Below are 18,873 nucleotides of genomic sequence, written 5' to 3' on the forward strand. Positions count from 1 at the left end.
TTGTGCATTTTGTTGTTGATGGCGACGATGATCGCGTCTTCCAGTTTGGTGGTGTAGTAGTGCTCTTGGGTGCCTTGCGCCGAAGTGCGGTACCACTGGATAACGATCTCGCTCATGCGCTCGCCGGAAGTCAGTGCGGCTTGCAGCAGAGGCGAAGCCTTGTCGTAGACCTTGGTGATCACGACTGGCTTGTGTACGCGCTGACCGGTTGGCTGACCGGATTGCGGGTCACGCGGGATGATCACGTCGTGGGTGAACGCCTGAACCATGACCTGGTCTTCGTGACCTTCCTGGTAGGTGTTGCCAACGGAGTCGGCGGTGAAGGCGCCGGCAGTGATCAGGCCTTGTTTTTCGCCGGTAACCGACATGTACGCTGGTGTTGCCATGGGGTGCTCTCCTTGCGGAATAAAGTTAAGGGCCCGGAGGCGAAATCGCCCGGTGGGTGGCTGAGGGGTATCAAGGAGCGTGCCAGGTTTGGTGAAGTGCCCGGCGGGTGGGCGCCTGAGGGTTGTTAACTTCAAATCTGGAGTGTTTTCACCCTGCCAAACGGTGAAAAGTGCGCAAGAAGTTGCGCAGTACTGCGCAACTTCTTGCGCACTTGGCTGCAGGCCTTGTCCCATAAGGGCTACAGCGCAATTTACCCCCGAAATATTACGACCTACTGCGCAACTTCTTGCGCAGTTGGGCATTGGCCGGGACCGAGGTGTTTGCTTCGCGAGCAGGCTCGCTCCCACAGGGGATGTGTGGTTTGCCCGAAAGCCCGGGTTCACCGAAAAACCTGTGGGAGCGAGCTTGCTCGCGAAGGCGGCGGTTCAGGCAAATCGTTGGCGGCTGGTAAACCGCTATCGCGAGCAGGCTCACTCCTACAGGGGATTTTTGGTATGCCCCGAATTCGAGTTTCATCCGCGAAACCTGTGGGAGTCGCCAAGTTAGAAAGCGTCTTATAAATGAAACAGCGCGCTCGGCTATACTCCCCGCATTTCGATCAGGTACGAGGATTCACTGTGAAGAACTGGACGTTGCGCCAACGCATTTTGGCGAGCTTTGCGGTGATTATCGCCATCATGTTGCTGATGGTGGTGCTGTCCTATTCGCGGCTGTTGAAGATTGAAGCCAGCGAAAACAGCGTGCGTGACGATGCGATTCCCGGTGTCTATTACAGCTCGATGATCCGTGGCGCGTGGGTCGACAGCTACCTGCAGACCCAGGAACTGCTGGGCCTCAAGGAAGGCCAGGGCATTTCCAGCGAGGATGCGGCGGACTACAAGGCCTTCGAGGCGCGTCTGCAAGATCAGATGGCCAATTATCGCAAGACCATGGCCACTGACGAGGACCGTTCCGAGTTCGCCCTGTTCGAGAAATACCATGACACCTACATTCAGATTCAAGACGCTGTGCTGGACTTGCACCGTCGCAATCTGGAAGCCGATGCCATCAAGCTGTTTAACGAAAAACTGACCCCGGCGTGGTACAGCGGGCGAATGAAACTCAACGACATCATTGGCGAGAACAAAGTTGTCGCCGATAACGCCATGGCCAATATCGACGATGCCGTAGCGGCAGCCAAAGTCAGCATGATCGTCTCTTTGCTGGTCGCCGTACTGGTTGCCGGTCTGTGCGGCCTGCTGTTGATGCGCGCCATCATGGCGCCGATGAACCGTATTGTGACAATCCTCGACATCATGCGCACCGGCGACCTCAGCTCGCGCTTGAACCTCGACCGCAAGGACGAATTCGGCGCGGTGGAAACCGGCTTCAACGACATGATGACCGAGCTGACGTCGCTGGTGTCCCAGGCGCAGCGCTCGTCGGTGCAGGTGACCACCTCCGTCACCGAGATCGCCGCGACCTCCAAGCAACAGCAAGCCACCGCCACCGAAACCGCGGCCACCACCACCGAGATCGGCGCAACGTCCCGGGAAATCGCCGCCACCTCGCGGGATCTGGTGCGCACCATGACCGAAGTTTCCACCGCCGCTGATCAGGCCTCTGTACTCGCCGGCTCCGGTCAGCAGGGCCTGGCGCGCATGGAAGACACCATGCATTCGGTGATGGGCGCGGCGGATCTGGTCAACGCCAAACTGGCAATCCTCAACGAGAAGGCCGGCAACATCAATCAGGTGGTGGTGACGATCGTCAAAGTTGCCGACCAGACCAACCTGCTGTCGCTCAATGCGGCGATCGAAGCCGAGAAGGCCGGCGAATACGGTCGCGGTTTTGCCGTGGTTGCCACTGAAGTGCGGCGTCTGGCAGATCAGACCGCCGTCGCCACTTACGACATCGAACAGATGGTGCGCGAGATCCAGTCGGCGGTATCGGCCGGGGTGATGGGCATGGACAAGTTCTCCGAAGAAGTGCGTCGGGGCATGTCCGAGGTGCAGCAGGTCGGCGAGCAGTTGTCGCAGATCATCCATCAGGTGCAGGCGCTGGCGCCGCGGGTGTTGATGGTCAACGAAGGCATGCAGGCACAGGCCACCGGCGCCGAGCAGATCAACCATGCGCTGGTGCAGTTGGGCGATGCCAGCAGCCAGACTGTCGAATCGTTGCGTCAGGCCAGTTTCGCCATCGATGAACTGAGCCAGGTGGCCGTCGGGCTGCGCAGCGGCGTCTCGCGATTCAAAGTCTGATGAGCGACATCATCGCCAAACGCGGCGTTGCGCCAGTGGCGAAGCAGGCGTTGTTCCTGCTGTTTCGCATCGGCAGCGAACGCTATGCCCTGCGCGCCACCGAAGTGGCGGAAGTATTGCCGCGCCTGCCATTGAAACCGATCGCCCGGGCGCCGCAGTGGGTGGCGGGCGTGTTCGCCTATCGCGGCGCAGTGGTGCCGGTGATCGACCTCAGCGCGCTGACCTTTGGCCAACCTGCCGAGGCGCGTACCAGCACCCGGCTGGTGCTGGTGCACTATCGCCCGAACGCCACGCAATCGGCGCAATGGCTGGGGCTGATCCTGGAACAGGCCACCGATACCCTGCGCTGTCATCCCGAGGATTTTCAGCCCTACGGCCTCGACAACCGCGAGGCGCCTTACCTCGGTCCGGTGCGCGAGGACGCGCACGGACTGGTGCAGTGGGTGCGGGTCAGTGACTTGCTTGATGAATCGGTATGCGCCTTGCTCTTCCCCGATCCGCCGCTGGACCCGGCGCAGCTTGAGGCGCAGTCATGAGCAGCGATCAGCGCTTTTTCGATTTCCTCAAGGAACGCATCGGCCTGGATGTCGCTTCGGTGGGCGCGGCGATCATCGAGCGTGCCGTGCGCCAACGCACGACGCTGTCGCAAGCGGCGCACGCCGATGAGTATTGGTATTTGCTGCAAGGCTCGCGGGATGAGCAGCAGGCGTTGATCGAAGCGGTCATCGTCCCCGAGACTTGGTTTTTCCGTTACCCGGAGTCCTTCGCCACCTTGGGAAAACTGGCCCGCCAACGTCTCGCCGAATTGAACAACATGCGCGCGTTGCGCATTCTCAGCCTGCCGTGCTCGACCGGCGAAGAACCTTATTCAATCGCGATGGCCTTGCTCGATGCCGGGCTCAAGCCGCATCAGTTCAAGGTCGACGGCATGGACATCAGCCCGTTGTCGGTGGATAAGGCGCGCCGCGCTGTTTACGGCAAAAACTCGTTTCGTGGGCAGGATTTGCAGTTTCGCGAGCGGCATTTCATGCCGGAGCAGGACGGCCACCGGGTCAACGAATACGTTCGCGAACAAGTGCGCTGGCAGGTCGGCAATGTCCTCGATCCGACGTTGTTGGCGAACGAGCCAGCCTTCGATTTCGTGTTCTGCCGCAACCTGCTGATCTATTTCGACCAGCCGACGCAGAAGCAAGTGTTCGAAGTGCTTAAGCGCCTGACCCATGTCGACGGCGTGCTGTTTATCGGCCCGGCCGAGGGGAGCCTGCTCGGGCGCCTGGGCATGCGCTCGATCGGCATTCCACAGTCGTTCGCCTTCAGCCGTCACAGCGAGCCGCACCCCGAACCGCTGCCGACGCCCAAGCCGGTTGCCGTGCCGCACAGCCAACCACTGCGCAGCACGCCGCCAGCGCCAGTGCGCAACCGGCCGTTCACCGCAGTGACCGCTTTGCCTGTGACGAAAAAAACCGCCAACCCGGAAGCCGCAACGTTGCTGGCCCAGATCGCCGCACTGGCCAACGAAGGCAAAAGCGCTGAGGCCCGTGCCGCGTGCGAGCAGTATCTGCGCAGCCATGAGCCGGTGGCACAGGTATTTTACTGGCTCGGCCTGCTCAGCGATGTCTCCGGTCTGAGCCTCGAAGCGCAGGGGTTCTATCGCAAGGCTTTGTACCTCGAACCGCAACACCCCGAAGCGCTGATGCACTTGGCCGCGTTGATGCAGGCCCAGGGCGACACGGCGGGTGCCCGACGATTGCAGGAGCGCGCCGCCCGCAGCGGGCGCACCGCCGACAGTGAGCGTAAACGATGAACGCGTCCGACACCTTGAACGTTACCCACGAAGACGCCCGGGCCATCGACGATTGCTGGAACCGCATCGGCATCCATGGCGACAAGTCTTGCCCGTTGCTGGAAGAGCACATCCATTGCCGCAACTGCTCGGTGTATTCCGCCGCCGCCACGCGCCTGCTCGACCGTTATTCATTGCAGCAGGACCAACGCGATGCGGTGGCCACCCAAGTCGAAACCAACGTCAAAACCCGCTCGCTGCTGATGTTCCGCCTCGGCGAGGAATGGCTCGGACTGGCCACGCGCAGCCTTGTCGAAGTCGCGCCGCTACAGGCGATTCATTCGCTGCCGCATCAGCGCTCGCGCGCTTTGCTTGGCGTGGCCAATGTGCGTGGCGCGCTGGTTGCCTGCCTGTCGCTGGTGGAACTGCTTGACCTCGACGGCAGCGTTGCGCCGGCCAGCGGCGGGCGTGTGATGCCGCGCATGCTGATCATCGCCGCCCATGGCGGGCCAGTGGTGGTACCGGTGGATGAGGTCGACGGTATTCATGCCATCGACGAACGCATCCTCGATGCCGCGTCGCAATCCGGCGCGCAGGCCAGTGCCAAATACACCCGTGGTGTTCTGCAATATCGCGGTCGCAGTCTGCGCTGGCTGGATGAAGAACAGCTGTTGTCCGCGGTGACCCGGAGCCTGACATGACCCCCGAGCAAATGCGCGACGCCTCTCTGCTCGAACTGTTCAGCCTCGAAGCCGAGGCCCAGACCCAGGTGCTCAGCGCCGGGCTGTTGGCGCTGGAGCGCAACCCGACCCAGGCCGATCAACTGGAATCGTGCATGCGCGCGGCGCACTCGCTCAAGGGCGCGGCGCGGATCGTCGGTATCGACAGCGGCGTCAGCGTCGCGCATGTCATGGAAGATTGTCTGGTCAGTGCGCAGGAAGGTCGTTTATTGCTGCGTCCCGAGCACATCGACGCGTTGCTGCAAGGCACCGACCTGCTGATGCGTATCGCCACGCCGGCCAGCGCGCCGCAGCCATCAGACATCGAAGCCTATGTGGCGCTGATGGGGCGCTTGCTCGATCCATCTGCGACAGCCGTTGTCGTTGCCGCGCAGCCGATGGCTGAGTTGCCAGTCGAGCCAGCGCCAATAGCGTCAGCGCCCATGGTTGACGAGCCCACAGAGCCGGCACCGCGCAAAAACAAGCGCACCACCGAAGGCGGCGAGCGCGTGTTGCGCGTTACCGCTGAACGCCTGAATAGCCTGCTCGATCTGTCGAGCAAATCGCTGGTGGAAACCCAGCGCCTCAAACCGCATCTGGCGACCATGCAGCGTCTCAAACGCATGCAGAACAACGGCCTGCGCGCCCTGGAAAACCTCAACGTTCATTTGAAGGAACATGCGCTGAGCCTGGAAGCGCTCGAGTCGCTGGAGGATGCGCGGCGCCTGCTCGCCGAGTCGCAGCAATTGCTCAGCGAGAAGAACGCCGAACTCGACGAGTTCGCCTGGCAGGCCAGCCAGCGCGCGCAAGTGCTCTACGACACCGCGCTGGCCTGCCGCATGCGCCCGTTCGCCGACGTGTTGAGCGGGCAGGCACGCATGGTGCGCGACTTGGGTCGCAGCCTCGGCAAACAGGTGCGCCTGGAGATCGAAGGCGAGAAAACCCAGGTCGACCGCGACGTGCTGGAAAAGCTCGAAGCGCCGCTGACCCATTTGCTGCGCAACGCCGTCGATCACGGCATCGAAACCCCGGAGCAGCGTGTGCTCAAGGGCAAACCGGAGGAGGGGGTGATCCGCCTGCGCGCCTCCCATCAGGCCGGTCTGCTGATGCTGGAATTGAGCGATGACGGCCATGGCGTCGATCTGGAAAAAGTCCGCCGCAGCATCGTCGAACGGCAGTTGTCCCCCGCTGAAACTGCTGCGCAATTGAGTGAAGAGGAGCTGCTGACGTTCCTGTTTCTGCCGGGATTCAGCCTGCGCGACAAAGTCACCGAAGTCTCCGGGCGTGGCGTCGGCCTTGATGCCGTTCAGCACATGGTCCGCGAGTTGCGCGGGGCGGTGGTGCTGGAGCAGACGGCGGGCGAGGGCAGTCGTTTCCATCTGGAAGTACCTCTGACGCTGTCGGTGGTGCGCAGTCTGGTGGTAGAAGTCGGCGAAGAGGCCTATGCCTTTCCGCTGGCGCATATTGAACGCATGTGCGATCTGCAGCCCGAAGACATCGTGCAAGTGGAAGGCCGCCAGCATTTCTGGCACGAAGGCCGGCATGTCGGGCTGGTTGCCGCCAGCCAGTTGCTCAATCGCCCGGCCAGTCAGAACGCCGGCGATACCCTGAAAGTCGTGGTCATCCGCGAGCGCGAGGCGATTTATGGCGTGGCGGTCGAACGCTTCGTCGGCGAGCGCACGCTGGTGGTGTTGCCGCTGGACGAGCGTCTGGGCAAGGTTCAGGACATCTCCGCCGGTGCCCTCCTTGATGACGGTTCGGTGGTGCTGATCGTCGATGTCGAGGACATGCTGCGTTCGGTGGACAAGTTGCTCAATACCGGCCGCCTGGAACGCATCGCCCGCCATGGCAACCAGGCCGCGGAGGCTGCACGCAAGCGGGTGCTGGTGGTCGACGACTCGCTGACCGTGCGCGAACTGCAACGCAAGCTGCTGCTCAATCGCGGCTACGACGTCGCGGTCGCGGTGGACGGCATGGACGGCTGGAACGCGCTGCGTTCGGAAAACTTTGATCTGCTGATCACTGACATCGACATGCCGCGCATGGACGGCATCGAACTGGTCACGCTGTTGCGCCGCGACAGCCGTCTGCAATCGCTGCCGGTGATGGTCGTGTCTTATAAGGATCGTGAAGAAGACCGGCGCCGTGGACTGGACGCCGGCGCCGACTATTATCTAGCCAAAGCCAGTTTTCATGACGACGCCCTGCTCGATGCAGTGGTCGAGCTCATCGGGGGAGCGCGGGCATGAGGATCGCAATCGTCAACGACATGCCAATGGCGGTGGAGGCCCTGCGTCGAGCGCTGGCCTTCGAGCCTTCGCATCAGGTGGTCTGGGTCGCGAGCAACGGCGCCGAGGCGGTGCAACGCTGCGCCGAATACACGCCGGACCTGATTCTGATGGACCTGATCATGCCGATCATGGATGGCGTTGAAGCCACGCGCCGGATCATGGCCGACACGCCGTGCGCGATCGTCATCGTCACGGTCGACCGCCAGCAGAACGTGCACCGGGTGTTCGAAGCCATGGGCCACGGCGCCCTGGACGTGGTCGACACCCCGGCTCTGGGCGCCGGCAACGCTCAGGAAGCTGCGGCGCCGCTACTGCGCAAAATCCTTAATATCGGCTGGCTGATCGGCGAGAAACCGCCGCGATCGCGCCCGGCACCGCCCGCTCAACGCAGTTCGGCTTCACGCCAGCGGTTGGTCGCCATCGGTTCGTCCGCCGGTGGGCCGGCTGCGCTCGAAGTGCTGCTCAAAGGCCTGCCAAACAATTTCTCGGCGGCGATTGTGCTGGTGCAGCATGTCGATCAGGTGTTCGCCGCCGGCATGGCCGAATGGCTGGCCAGTGCCAGTGGCCTGGATGTGCGCCTGGCCCGCGAAGGCGAGCCGCCGCAAAGCGGTGCGGTGCTGCTGGCCGGGACCAATCACCATATTCGTTTATTGAAAAACGGCACGCTGGCCTACACCGCCGAGCCGGTCAACGAGATTTATCGCCCTTCCATCGACGTATTTTTCGAGAGTGTCGCCAGTTACTGGAATGGCGACGCGGTCGGCGTTTTGTTGACCGGAATGGGGCGCGATGGCGCCCAAGGGCTTAAGCTCATGCGTCAGCAGGGCTATTTGACCATCGCGCAGGACCAGCACAGCAGTGCGGTATACGGCATGCCCAAGGCCGCCGCGGCGATTGATGCCGCGGTGGAGATCCGCCCTCTGGAAAAGATAGCGCCACGATTGCTCGAGATTTTCCCTCAATGAACAGGCTTATCCGCAATCCTGGCCCCCGCAGTACTCAGGTGACCGCCCATGAATGATTTACAGATCGACGACATTAAAACCGACGAAAACGCCGCCATGGTGTTGTTGGTAGACGATCAGGCGATGATCGGCGAAGCCGTGCGCCGTGGGCTGTCGAACCAGGAAAACATCGACTTCCACTTTTGCTCCGACCCACAACAGGCCATCGCTCAGGCGGTGCGCATCAAACCGACGGTGATCCTGCAGGATCTGGTGATGCCCGGCCTCGACGGCCTGAGCCTGGTGCGTGAGTATCGCAACCACCCGGCGACCAAGGACATCCCGATCATTGTCCTGTCGACCAAGGAAGACCCGCTGATCAAGAGTGCGGCGTTCTCCGCCGGGGCCAACGACTATCTGGTGAAGCTGCCAGACACCATCGAACTGGTCGCGCGCATCCGTTACCACTCGCGCTCCTACATGACCTTGTTGCAACGCGATGCGGCGTACCGCGCGTTGCGGGTCAGTCAGCAGCAACTGCTCGACACCAACCTGGTGCTGCAACGGTTGATGAACTCCGATGGCCTGACCGGGCTGTCCAACCGCCGGCACTTCGACGAATACCTGGAGCTGGAGTGGCGCCGTTCGTTGCGCGATCAGAGCCAGCTGTCATTGCTGATGATCGACGTCGATTACTTCAAGTCGTACAACGACAGTTTTGGCCACGTCGAGGGTGACGAGGCGCTGCGCAAGGTCGCCACGGCCATTCGTGATGCCAGTGCGCGGCCGTCTGATCTGCCGGCGCGTTACGGCGGTGAGGAATTTGTGCTGGTGTTGCCGAACACCTCGCCGGGCGGTGCGCGGCTGTTGGCAGAGAAGCTGCGCCAGACCGTGGCGGCATTGAATATTCCACACAACACCCCGGCCGAAGGTTCGAACCTGACCATCAGCATCGGCCTGGCGACCATGGTGCCGCAGGCGGGCAGTGATTGCCGGTTGCTGATTTCGGCGGCGGATCGCGGGTTGTATCTGGCGAAGAACAACGGGCGTAATCAGGTCGGGATTGAATAGCGACGCGATACCCTTGTGGGAGCGGGCTTGCTCGCGAATACGGTGTGTCATTCAGCATTGATGTCGCCTGACACGCCGCTTTCGCGAGCAAGCCCGCTCCCACAAGGAATCTGCATCAGGCCATGGCAAGTGAATCGCCCCCACACCCGCTAGACGGGCTGCCGCGACAGCCTGTTTACGTTATACTCGCCGGCTTTCAAAAGTTCGCCAACGAGTGCTGCCCGTCATGGAAATCAACCCGATCCTGAACACCATCAAGGACCTGTCCGAGCGCTCCGAAACTATTCGGGGGTATCTTTGACTACGATCAAAAGCATGAGCGTCTGACCGAAGTCAATCGCGAGCTTGAAGATCCGAGTGTCTGGAACAAACCTGAATACGCCCAGGAGCTGGGCCGCGAGCGTGCCGCGCTGGCGCAGATCGTCGATACCCTCGACGAACTGAACGGCGGTCTGGCCGATTGCCGCGACTTGCTGGACATGGCCGTCGAAGAAAACGACGAAGGCGCAGTGGGCGATGTCGTCGCCGAACTGGCCCGTCTCGAGGAAAATCTGGCCAAGCTCGAATTCCGCCGCATGTTCAGCCATGAAATGGACCCGAACAACGCCTACCTGGACATCCAGGCCGGCTCCGGCGGTACCGAAGCGCAGGACTGGGCCAACATCCTGCTGCGCATGTACCTGCGCTGGGCCGACAAACGCGGTTTCGACGCGACCATCATGGAACTGTCGGCCGGTGAAGTCGCCGGGATCAAAGGCGCGACCGTGCACATCAAGGGCGAATACGCCTTTGGCTGGCTGCGTACCGAGATCGGCGTGCACCGTCTGGTGCGCAAAAGCCCGTTCGATTCCGGCAACCGTCGCCATACCTCGTTCTCCGCGGTGTTCGTCTCGCCAGAGATCGACGACAAGGTGGAAATCGAAATCAACCCGGCAGACCTGCGGATCGACACCTATCGTTCCTCCGGTGCCGGTGGTCAGCACGTTAACACCACCGACTCGGCCGTACGTATCACCCACGTACCGACCAACACCGTGGTCAGCTGCCAGAACGAGCGTTCCCAGCACGCCAACAAGGACACCGCGATGAAAATGCTGCGGGCCAAGTTGTACGAGCAGGAAATGCAGAAGCGCAACGCTGCGTCGCAGGCGCTTGAAGACACCAAGTCCGACATCGGCTGGGGTCATCAGATCCGCTCCTACGTGCTCGACGCGTCGCGGATCAAGGACCTGCGCACCAACATTGAACGCAGCGATTGCGACAAGGTACTCGACGGCGATATCGACGAATACCTGGAAGCCAGCCTGAAATCGGGCCTGTAACAGACGCCAACACAGGATCGACCGATTCGACTCGATCACTGTAGGAGCTCAGGGGGACGCCTGGTCCCTGCTGAGCGATCCCCGGGCCGCAGGGCGCGGGGGCAATGAACCTGATGGAATACTTAAAGACATGAGCGACCTACAACTCGACCCGCAAGCCCTGCAACAGGAAGAAAACTCCCTGATCGCCCTGCGCAAGGAAAAGCTTGCTGCCGAGCGCGCAAAGGGCAACGCCTTCCCGAACGACTTCCGCCGCGATCACTACTGCGATGCACTGCAGAAACAGTACGCGGACAAGACCAAGGAAGAGCTGGCCGAGGCTGCAATCCCGGTCAAGGTTGCCGGTCGCATCATGCTCAACCGTGGCTCGTTCATGGTGATCCAGGACATGACTGGTCGCATTCAGGTCTACGTCAATCGTAAAACCCTGCCTGAAGAAACCCTGGCCGCGGTGAAAACCTGGGACATGGGCGACATCATTGCCGCCGAAGGCACCCTGGCGCGTTCCGGCAAGGGCGACCTGTACGTCGAAATGACCAACGTGCGCCTGCTGACCAAGTCGCTGCGCCCGCTGCCGGACAAGCACCACGGCCTGACCGACACCGAACAGCGCTACCGCCAGCGTTACGTCGACCTGATCGTCAACGAAGACGTGCGCCAGACCTTCCGCGTGCGCTCGCAGGTGATCGCGCACATCCGCAGCTTCCTGATGAAGCGCGACTTCCTTGAAGTCGAAACGCCGATGCTGCAGACCATTCCCGGCGGCGCCGCGGCCAAGCCGTTCGAAACCCACCACAATGCACTGGACATGGAAATGTTCCTGCGCATCGCCCCGGAGCTGTACCTCAAGCGCCTGGTGGTCGGCGGTTTCGAGAAAGTCTTCGAGATCAACCGCAACTTCCGTAACGAAGGCGTTTCGACCCGTCACAACCCTGAATTCACCATGTTGGAGTTCTATCAGGCGTACGCCGATTACGAAGACAACATGGACCTGACCGAAGAACTGTTCCGCGAGCTGGCGCAGCTGGTACTGGGCAGCACCGACGTGCCGTACGGCGACAAGGTGTTCCACTTCGGCGAGCCGTTCGTGCGCCTGTCGGTGTTCGATTCGATCCTCAAGTACAACCCTGAGCTGACCGCCGATGATCTGAACGACATCGACAAGGCTCGCGCCATCGCCAAGAAGGCCGGCGCCAAGGTGCTGGGCTTCGAAGGTCTGGGCAAACTTCAGGTGATGATTTTCGAAGAACTGGTCGAGCACAAGCTGGAGCAGCCACACTTCATCACCCAGTACCCGTTCGAAGTGTCGCCGCTGGCGCGTCGCAACGACGACAACCCGAACGTCACCGACCGTTTCGAGCTGTTCATCGGCGGCCGTGAAATCGCCAACGCCTATTCCGAGTTGAACGACGCCGAAGACCAGGCTGAGCGCTTCATGGCGCAGGTCGCCGACAAGGACGCTGGCGACGACGAAGCCATGCACTACGACGCCGACTTCGTGCGGGCGCTGGAATACGGCATGCCGCCAACCGCCGGCGAGGGTATCGGCATCGACCGTCTGGTGATGCTGCTGACCAACTCGCCGTCGATCCGCGATGTGATCCTGTTCCCGCACATGCGACCGCAAGCGTAAACGTTTCAGTTAAAAAGCCGCCTAAAACAGGCGGCTTTTTATTGCCTGTCTGGTACAAATGTATCACTTGGTTAATTTGCAAATAGCAGAGGAAGTGCTGTCGTGATGGGTGCAATAGCTCAAGAAGGTGCAGCGGGTATCGCCACTGCGGTCGCTGAAAGTGTTCAGTACCAGGGCCGCAAGGCCAGCCGACAGGGCAGTGAGCAGCGTCGCCAGGACATTCTCGATGCGGCGATGCGCATTGTCGTGCGCGACGGCGTGCGTGCCGTGCGTCATCGCGCGGTGGCGGCCGAGGCCGGTGTGCCACTGTCGGCAACAACGTATTACTTCAAGGACATCGATGACCTGCTCACCGACACCTTCGCGCAGTACGTTGAACGCAGTGCGGCCTACATGGCCAAGTTGTGGATCAACAATGAAGGCCTGCTGCGTGAGATGGTGGTCAGCGGCGACGGCAGCCCCGAGTCGCGCTCGCAACTGGCCGACGATATCGCGCGGCTGATGGCCGACTACGTTCACCGCCAACTGGTCAACCGCCGCGAGCACCTGATGGCCGAGCAGGCCTTCCGCCAGGAAGCGCTGCTCAACCCGCGTCTGGCGCTGCTGGTGCGCTCCCATCAGCAGATTCTGTTGCAGGGCACCTGCCAGTTGTTTCAGGTCTTGGGCTCGCGTGAACCGCAACAGGATGCCAAAGTGTTGACGGCGATTATCGGACGGATGGAATATCAGGGCCTGCTCAACGACGCAGAGCCTTTGGCCGAAGAGGACATGCTCGGGATTCTGACGCGGTATATGCACCTCGTCCTGGCGTCGGTGTAATCCGCTGTTGCTTCACCCTGTGGGAGCGAGCCTGCTCGCGAATGCGGTCTGACATTCAACATCTTTGTTGCCTGACACACCGCTTTCGCAAGCAGGCTCGCTCCCACAGGATAATGTGGCGATGTTCAGGGCGGCGAATGTTCATAAGGAGTCTGGAATGAAACCCTGGCGTGGCGTGCTGATGGCCCTGTCGTTGCTGCTGATCAGTGGCTGCCTGGTGACGTTCAAGGAACCACTGCCGGCCCATGAATCGGCGCCCAACGGCCTGCTCGGTACATGGTCGAGCATCAACGCCTGGGGCGAGCCGATGAACCTTGAGCTGACCCGCGTCGGCAAGGATCGTTATCAGGCCGTCACGTATTTCAAGGCCAAACCGCGCGAGCGCGAAGCCTACCCGTTCACCGTGTCGCGCCACGGCAGCCGCTGGTATCTGTCGGCAAAAGTCCCGGCGCAATACGGCGGCCACTTCACCATCGCCGGTTTCGAGCTGACTGACACGCACGAACTGGTGGTCTACAACCTCGACCTCGACCAGATCAATCAAGCCATCAAACAGCAAGCCCTGAGTGGTCAAGCCTTCCAGACCGATGACGGCGACGGCATGCACGTCGACAGCAATCTCGACAAGGTCTTTGCTTACCTCGACGATCCGGCCAATTCCGATGTCTTCGTCGAAGCCGTGCGCTATCAACGCCAGGCGCGCGGCCAATAATTCAGTACGTCACGTTTTCTACAGGAGTTTCGGGTGGACGATTACCAGCAGACGATACGCATGTTGTCCGACCGCATTGTGCTGGCGCAGACGCCGATCCGCGTGCTCGACGCGGTGAAATGGGACGAGAACGTGCGCAAGGGCTTTCTCAAGGCCAAGGGTAAGGAACTGCCCGCCGTTGATCGCGACTATTACCTCAACCGGCCGCTGTCGTTCGACTCAAGCCAGGTCAAACTGGAATTCCAGAACATCGAGCGCGACATCACCCGTCAGCTCGGTCAGTTCAACCCGGTCGGGCAGATCATGCGGCGCATGTGCAAGGAGTACCGCATGGTCGTGCGCATGCTCGAAGCGCGCGGCACCGAGGATTTCGGCCTGATCTCGCAAGAGTTGTACGGCGCTGCCTCCGATGCCTTTCATGCGGGGGATCCGACCCTGGCCGATCTCGGCCTGATGATGTCCGACTACCTCAACAACATCGATGGCCGCGGCGACTTGAAGGACGAGCCGAAGGTCCTCACCGCCAAGGAGGCTGTGCACCTGCTGCAAACCCGGCTGAACAAAGTGTTCGGCGAGGCCGAGGAAACCATCCGCGTGTTCGAGTCCGACGGTATCGTGGCCGATGCGGCGGCAGGCGCTGACTACATCAAGATCCGCACCGACGCGATGTTCAACGAGCGCGACGTACGCGCGCTGGAAGTCCACGAAGGGCTGGTCCACGTCGGCACCACGCTCAACGGGCTTAATCAGCCGATCTGCACCTTCCTGTCCAAAGGCCCGCCCTCGTCGACGGTGACCCAGGAAGGCCTGGCGATCCTGATGGAAATCATCACCTTCGCTTCCTACCCGAGCCGCCTGCGCAAACTGACCAACCGCACTCGGGCGATTCATATGGTCGAGGAGGGCGCGGACTTTTTGCAGGTGTTCGAATTCTTCCGCGAACAGGGCTTCGAGATGGCCGAAAGCTATGGCAACGCCAGTCGGGTTTTCCGTGGCTCGACACCGACCGGTCTGCCATTCACCAAAGACTTGTCCTACCTCAAGGGCTTTATCATGGTTTACAACTACATTCAGTTGGCCGTGCGTAAAGGCAAGCTTGAGCAGATTCCGCTGCTGTTCTGCGGCAAGACCACCCTGGAGGACATGCGTACCCTGCGGCAACTGGTGGACGAAGGACTGGTGGTGCCGCCCAAATATCTGCCCGATCAGTTCCGCGATTTGAACGCGCTGTCGGCGTGGATGTGCTTCTCCAACTTCCTCAACCATTTGAGTCTGGACCGGATTGAGGCGGATTATTCCAATATCCTTTAACCCCAACGCAAACCCCCTGTAGGAGTGAGCCTGCTCGCGATAGCGGTGTGTCAATCAACCGATATGTCGACTGACACAATGCTATCGCGAGCAGGCTCACTCCTACAGGTTTGTTCTGCATTCCAACCTGAATTCTGCGAGGTTTCACCGGATGAGAATCCTCGGCATCCTTTGCCTGCTCCTGACCCTCGGCGGTTGCAGTTCGCTGCTGTTCTACCCTGAACCCGGCCAGGTCTTTACCCCCGATAAAGCCAAACTCGAATACCGCACGGTCACCCTGACCACCGCCGACGGCCTCAAGCTCAACGCCTGGTGGCTACCGGCCAAACCCGGTGTCGAGGTCAAAGGCACTGTCCTGCACCTGCACGGCAACGGTGGCAATCTGCCGATGCATCTGGGCGGTAGCTGGTGGTTGCCGAAGAACGGCTATCAGGTTCTATTGGTCGATTATCGCGGCTACGGTTTGTCCGAGGGCAAGCCGAGCCTGCCGGCGATCTATCAGGACATCGACGCCGCATTCGCCTGGCTCGACAACGCGCCCGAAGTCAAAGGCAAACCGCTGGTGCTGCTCGGGCAAAGCCTCGGCGGTGCGATGGCGGTGCATTGGCTGGTGCAGCACCCCGAGCGACAAAGGCAGCTCAAGGCGCTGGTGCTCGATGGTGTGCCCGCCAGTTACCGCAGCGTCGGCCAGTTCGCCCTCAGCACCTCATGGCTGACCTGGCCATTGCAAGTGCCGCTGTCGTGGCTGGTGCCGGATGGCGACAGCGCGATCAACTCGATGGCGCAGCTGACGGGCGTGCCCAAGCTGATCTTCCACAGCATCGACGATCCGCTGGTGCCGATGGCCAACGGCATCCGCCTGTATCAGGCAGCGCCGCCACCACGCGTCTTGCAACTGACTCGCGGCGGTCACGTGCAGACCTTCGGCGACCCGGTATGGCGGCAGGTCATGCTGCGCTATCTCGACGACCCCGAACACTTCAACGGCCTGCGCCGCCTCGGCGAAATCCCCAATTACCCGCCACCCCCGAATTCTGAAGATGAGAGTCCGCAATGACTGAAGAACGTAACGCCATCCCGCTGATCATCACCGGTATCTGCAGCATCCTCGGCACTGTCGGGGCGCTGTGGTACTACGGCTACCTGCACTTCGCCAAACCCGAGGATGCGCTGCTGCTCAACGAATTCACCATGCTCAAGACCGTTCCCGGCGAGGACTACAAAGTCTCGCTGACGCCCGCGCCGCAGGTGGCGCAGTGCATTGATGGCGTGCTGGTGCTATTCGATACCGAGCAGAAAGGCCTGACCGGCGTGTTAGTCAATGCGCAGAAGAAAGCGGTGCGCTGCATGGGTGAGGAAACTCCGCAAAAACTCGAGCAGTAACCCGATCCAATGTAGGAGTGAGCCTGCTCGCGATAGCGGTGTGTCTGCCAAATCAATGTTGGCTGATCGGGCGCTATCGCGAGCAGGCTCACTCCTACAGGATTTGTCTTCATGCACAAAAAAGCCCCGCCTGATGAAGTCAGGCGGGGCTTTTGCGTTACGCGGTGAAGCTTAGTTCGAGCTCATCGAAGAACGCGGTGCAACCGGTTGGTTGTCATTGGAAATGGTCACTTCCACACGACGGTTCATCGCACGGCCCGAGACACTGCTGTTATCAGCGACCGGGTATTCCTTGCCATAACCCTGAGCGACGATGCGTGCTGGATCGACGCCCATCTTGATCAGCGCCATTTGCACGGAAGTCGCGCGGCGCTCGGACAGCGACTGGTTGTAGCTCGCGGTACCGGTGCTGTCGGTGTAACCCTCGACGATCACTTTGCGATCCGGGTTTTCCTGGAGGAACTGCGCCAGTTTGTTGATATTCACCAGGCCGCTGGATTTCAGTTCAGCCTTGTTGGTGGCGAACAGCACGTCACCGAAAGTCACCAGCGTGCCGCGATCGGTCTGCTTGGCGTTGAGGCTGTCCTGCAGCTGTTTGATCTGCTGATCACGGGCGTCCAGGCGTGCCTGGGCACGTTGGGCAGCGGCGTTTTTCAGATTGTTCTCAGCGGTGCGCAGAGCGATGGTCTGCTTGGCCACTTCCACGCGCTGGTTGGTCAGGTAAGCCAGTTGATCAACCTTGGCCGCGTCTTCTTTGTCCAGATAAGCCTTGTCGGCCTTGTCCAGGTAATCGCTGGCATCTTTGGTTTCCAGCGCCGCGACTTTGCTCGCCTGTGGGTTGGCTTGCAGGCCGGCGTAGTTGGTGCGCGCCTGTTCCAGGTTCGGGTTAGGCGGGGTGGAGCAGGCGGCCAGAGCAACACTTGCGGCGAGGAGAGCGGGAATCATCAGTTGCTTACGCATAATTTGTCGTCCTTTCTATCGGTAAGAGTTTCAGCTTTGCGGTCCGGATGCGCGCTTACTGCACGGTGCGCTGGCTTTCCTGACGCAGTTCCTGAACACCTTTCTGGGAATCCTTCACAGCCTGTTCGGCCTTGGCGGCCTGTGCCTTGCGTTCAGCGACACGAGCGTCCCACTCAGCCTGTTCGGCCAGGCGACGGGCCTCGTCATACTTCTTGTCGTGCATGGCGATTTCAGCTTGTTTCAGTTTGTCCTGCGCCTGCTTCATTTCCACGGCGGCGAATTCGGTACCGCCAGCGCTGACCGCGCTGTTGACCGCCGACTGGGTCACCGCGTATTGCTCGGTGGGTGGGTTACCGGCGCAACCGGCAAGGATGAAGCTGGTGCCGATGGCCAGAGCGGCCAGTTTCAGACCGTGCAGGTGGGAAAACGAGGTTTGGGTTTTCATGGTCTTCAACTCCATTAGGCATCTCCTGAAAATACAACTGAATCCATCCTGGCAGAGGAGCCGAAAGCATCGCTTGTTGACGCGAATTGAAACGCTCGTTCCAGGCGTGGTTACCTGTTCCGACCGAAGGCATTTTTGAAAAGTTCAGAAAAGATGGCCTATCGCCAAAAATTAAATTGACCGTTTGGACAAGGCTCTGGGACGGGAACTTTGGCGGTTTCAAGCGGTACGCGTGTGGTGTAATGGAAGCGGATAGGAAGGGTGTACACGGTCCATTGTAGGAGTGAGCCTGCTCGCGATGGCGGTGTATCAGGCACTGGATATGTCGACTGACACACTGCTATCGCGAGCAGGCTCACTCCTACAGTTTGATCTGCGTTTCGTCAGTGTTTTTGTTTGTTTTCAGATGACGAGAGGTCATGCAGATGCCGTCTCGACAAGGCCAGGAATCGCGGCGTCGGCCCGACATCCTCATACAGCGGATCGCCTTCCTCATCGGTCGCAACCACGGTCGAACCCTTCACGTACGGCAGGCTCGCCTCAAACTCTTCAAGCGCGGCGCCGATCAGTTCGCCGAGCAGTTCTTCGGGATGGCGTTTGGGGTACATCTCGGCAATCGCCGCCAGACGCGCAGCGGCCTCGACGTCCAGATGAATTGTGTAGCCGGTGTCGGTCAGGCGACCTTTGGCGTTTTCTTCCCAATGCTGGGCAAGTTCACGGATTTTCATGATGGCCTCATTGCGCACCCGCTCATGGCAGGTCTGGGTGAGTGTCCGCCGTCGCGGCGGCCAGCCGTTGTGCGGCTTACTGTTGAGACTAGCTTTCGCCCGCAAGGTTTAAAGTCCCTTCGTCG

At 60.8% G+C, this 18,873-nt stretch carries 18 protein-coding genes and 1 pseudogene; 14 read left to right on the plus strand and 5 right to left on the minus strand.

All coding sequences use genetic code 11. The features are described 5' to 3' along the window. Positions 1–386 (minus strand): Hcp family type VI secretion system effector (locus tag HU755_RS18275; RefSeq protein ID WP_186635164.1); only part of this gene is annotated, 386 nt, incomplete at its 3' end. Between the two features lie 618 nt (positions 387–1,004). On the opposite strand from HU755_RS18275, the gene HU755_RS18280 reads away from it, so the two are divergent. From HU755_RS18280 to HU755_RS18310, 7 genes are read left to right on the plus strand one after another with little or no spacing between them, the layout of a single operon-like run. Then, positions 1,005–2,627, plus strand: coding sequence for a methyl-accepting chemotaxis protein (locus HU755_RS18280; protein ID WP_186621234.1), 1,623 nt, complete (start codon positions 1,005–1,007; stop codon positions 2,625–2,627). After that, on the plus strand, positions 2,627–3,163 hold the full coding sequence (locus HU755_RS18285) for a chemotaxis protein CheW (RefSeq protein WP_186635167.1): 537 nt from the start codon (positions 2,627–2,629) through the stop codon (positions 3,161–3,163). Before HU755_RS18280 ends, HU755_RS18285 begins: the two co-directional genes overlap by 1 nt. After that, positions 3,160–4,431, plus strand: a complete 1,272-nt coding sequence (locus HU755_RS18290) for a CheR family methyltransferase (protein ID WP_186635170.1) — start codon at positions 3,160–3,162, stop codon at positions 4,429–4,431. The genes HU755_RS18285 and HU755_RS18290 overlap by 4 nt, the downstream gene beginning before the upstream one ends. After that, positions 4,428–5,111 carry a chemotaxis protein CheW gene (locus HU755_RS18295; RefSeq protein ID WP_186635173.1) on the plus strand — a complete coding sequence of 228 codons (684 nt, stop codon included), beginning with the start codon at positions 4,428–4,430 and terminating at the stop codon, positions 5,109–5,111. The genes HU755_RS18290 and HU755_RS18295 overlap by 4 nt, the downstream gene beginning before the upstream one ends. Continuing rightward, positions 5,108–7,378 (plus strand): hybrid sensor histidine kinase/response regulator, encoded by a 2,271-nt coding sequence (locus HU755_RS18300; RefSeq protein ID WP_186635176.1) that lies wholly within the window; start codon positions 5,108–5,110, stop codon positions 7,376–7,378. The genes HU755_RS18295 and HU755_RS18300 overlap by 4 nt, the downstream gene beginning before the upstream one ends. After that, positions 7,375–8,385, plus strand: a complete 1,011-nt coding sequence (locus HU755_RS18305; RefSeq protein ID WP_186621224.1) for a chemotaxis response regulator protein-glutamate methylesterase — start codon at positions 7,375–7,377, stop codon at positions 8,383–8,385. The genes HU755_RS18300 and HU755_RS18305 overlap by 4 nt, the downstream gene beginning before the upstream one ends. 48 nt (positions 8,386–8,433) lie before the next feature. Continuing rightward, entirely contained in the window at positions 8,434–9,435 is a 1,002-nt protein-coding gene (locus HU755_RS18310) for a PleD family two-component system response regulator (protein WP_186635179.1), read from the plus strand. Between the two features lie 13 nt (positions 9,436–9,448). On the opposite strand, the pseudogene HU755_RS27530 reads toward HU755_RS18310, so the two are convergent. Then, positions 9,449–9,538 (minus strand): annotated as a pseudogene (locus HU755_RS27530) (DUF4381 domain-containing protein); the annotation flags it as partial. Positions 9,539–9,661: 123 nt separating this feature from the next. Here HU755_RS27530 and prfB point away from each other — a divergent pair. The 7 genes from prfB to HU755_RS18345 all read left to right on the plus strand — a co-directional run bounded on the left by prfB (position 9,662) and on the right by HU755_RS18345 (position 16,615). After that, positions 9,662–10,757 (plus strand): peptide chain release factor 2 gene (gene prfB, locus HU755_RS18315; protein WP_099758102.1). Its coding sequence is split into 2 segments (ribosomal slippage): positions 9,662–9,733 and positions 9,735–10,757, totalling 1,095 coding nucleotides; the frame shifts between segments, so codons are not numbered across the junction. 130 nt (positions 10,758–10,887) lie between these two features. Beyond that, on the plus strand, positions 10,888–12,390 hold the full coding sequence (lysS, locus tag HU755_RS18320) for a lysine--tRNA ligase (RefSeq protein ID WP_186551088.1): 1,503 nt from the start codon (positions 10,888–10,890) through the stop codon (positions 12,388–12,390). Between the two features lie 105 nt (positions 12,391–12,495). Further along, complete coding sequence (locus HU755_RS18325) at positions 12,496–13,209, plus strand: TetR/AcrR family transcriptional regulator (protein ID WP_186551087.1); 714 nt, start codon at positions 12,496–12,498, stop codon at positions 13,207–13,209. Between the two features lie 157 nt (positions 13,210–13,366). Continuing rightward, entirely contained in the window at positions 13,367–13,921 is a 555-nt protein-coding gene (locus tag HU755_RS18330) for a hypothetical protein (protein ID WP_186635182.1), read from the plus strand. Between the two features lie 60 nt (positions 13,922–13,981). Further along, the gene (locus HU755_RS18335) at positions 13,982–15,232 is read left to right on the plus strand and encodes a flavohemoglobin expression-modulating QEGLA motif protein (protein WP_186551137.1); all 1,251 of its coding nucleotides are present in this window, start codon (positions 13,982–13,984) and stop codon (positions 15,230–15,232) included. Positions 15,233–15,383: 151 nt separating this feature from the next. After that, on the plus strand, positions 15,384–16,289 hold the full coding sequence (locus tag HU755_RS18340) for an alpha/beta hydrolase (RefSeq protein WP_186635186.1): 906 nt from the start codon (positions 15,384–15,386) through the stop codon (positions 16,287–16,289). After that, positions 16,286–16,615: a hypothetical protein gene (locus tag HU755_RS18345; protein ID WP_039762415.1), complete on the plus strand. Its 330-nt coding sequence runs from the start codon at positions 16,286–16,288 to the stop codon at positions 16,613–16,615. The genes HU755_RS18340 and HU755_RS18345 overlap by 4 nt, the downstream gene beginning before the upstream one ends. 171 nt (positions 16,616–16,786) lie before the next feature. On the opposite strand, the gene HU755_RS18350 is transcribed toward HU755_RS18345, so the two are convergent. From HU755_RS18350 to HU755_RS18360, 3 genes are all read right to left on the minus strand, one after another. Beyond that, positions 16,787–17,575, minus strand: coding sequence for an OmpA family protein (locus HU755_RS18350; RefSeq protein WP_186551084.1), 789 nt, complete (start codon positions 17,573–17,575; stop codon positions 16,787–16,789). A 55-nt stretch (positions 17,576–17,630) separates the two neighbouring features. After that, complete coding sequence (locus HU755_RS18355) at positions 17,631–18,035, minus strand: DUF4398 domain-containing protein (RefSeq protein ID WP_186621212.1); 405 nt, start codon at positions 18,033–18,035, stop codon at positions 17,631–17,633. Positions 18,036–18,403: 368 nt separating this feature from the next. Next, the gene (locus tag HU755_RS18360; protein ID WP_186551136.1) at positions 18,404–18,748 is read right to left on the minus strand and encodes a pilin assembly protein; all 345 of its coding nucleotides are present in this window, start codon (positions 18,746–18,748) and stop codon (positions 18,404–18,406) included. Positions 18,749–18,873: the final 125 nt, after the last annotated feature.

This window comes from Pseudomonas sp. SWRI111 (assembly GCF_014268555.1).
Lineage (GTDB): Bacteria > Pseudomonadota > Gammaproteobacteria > Pseudomonadales > Pseudomonadaceae > Aquipseudomonas > Aquipseudomonas hamedanensis.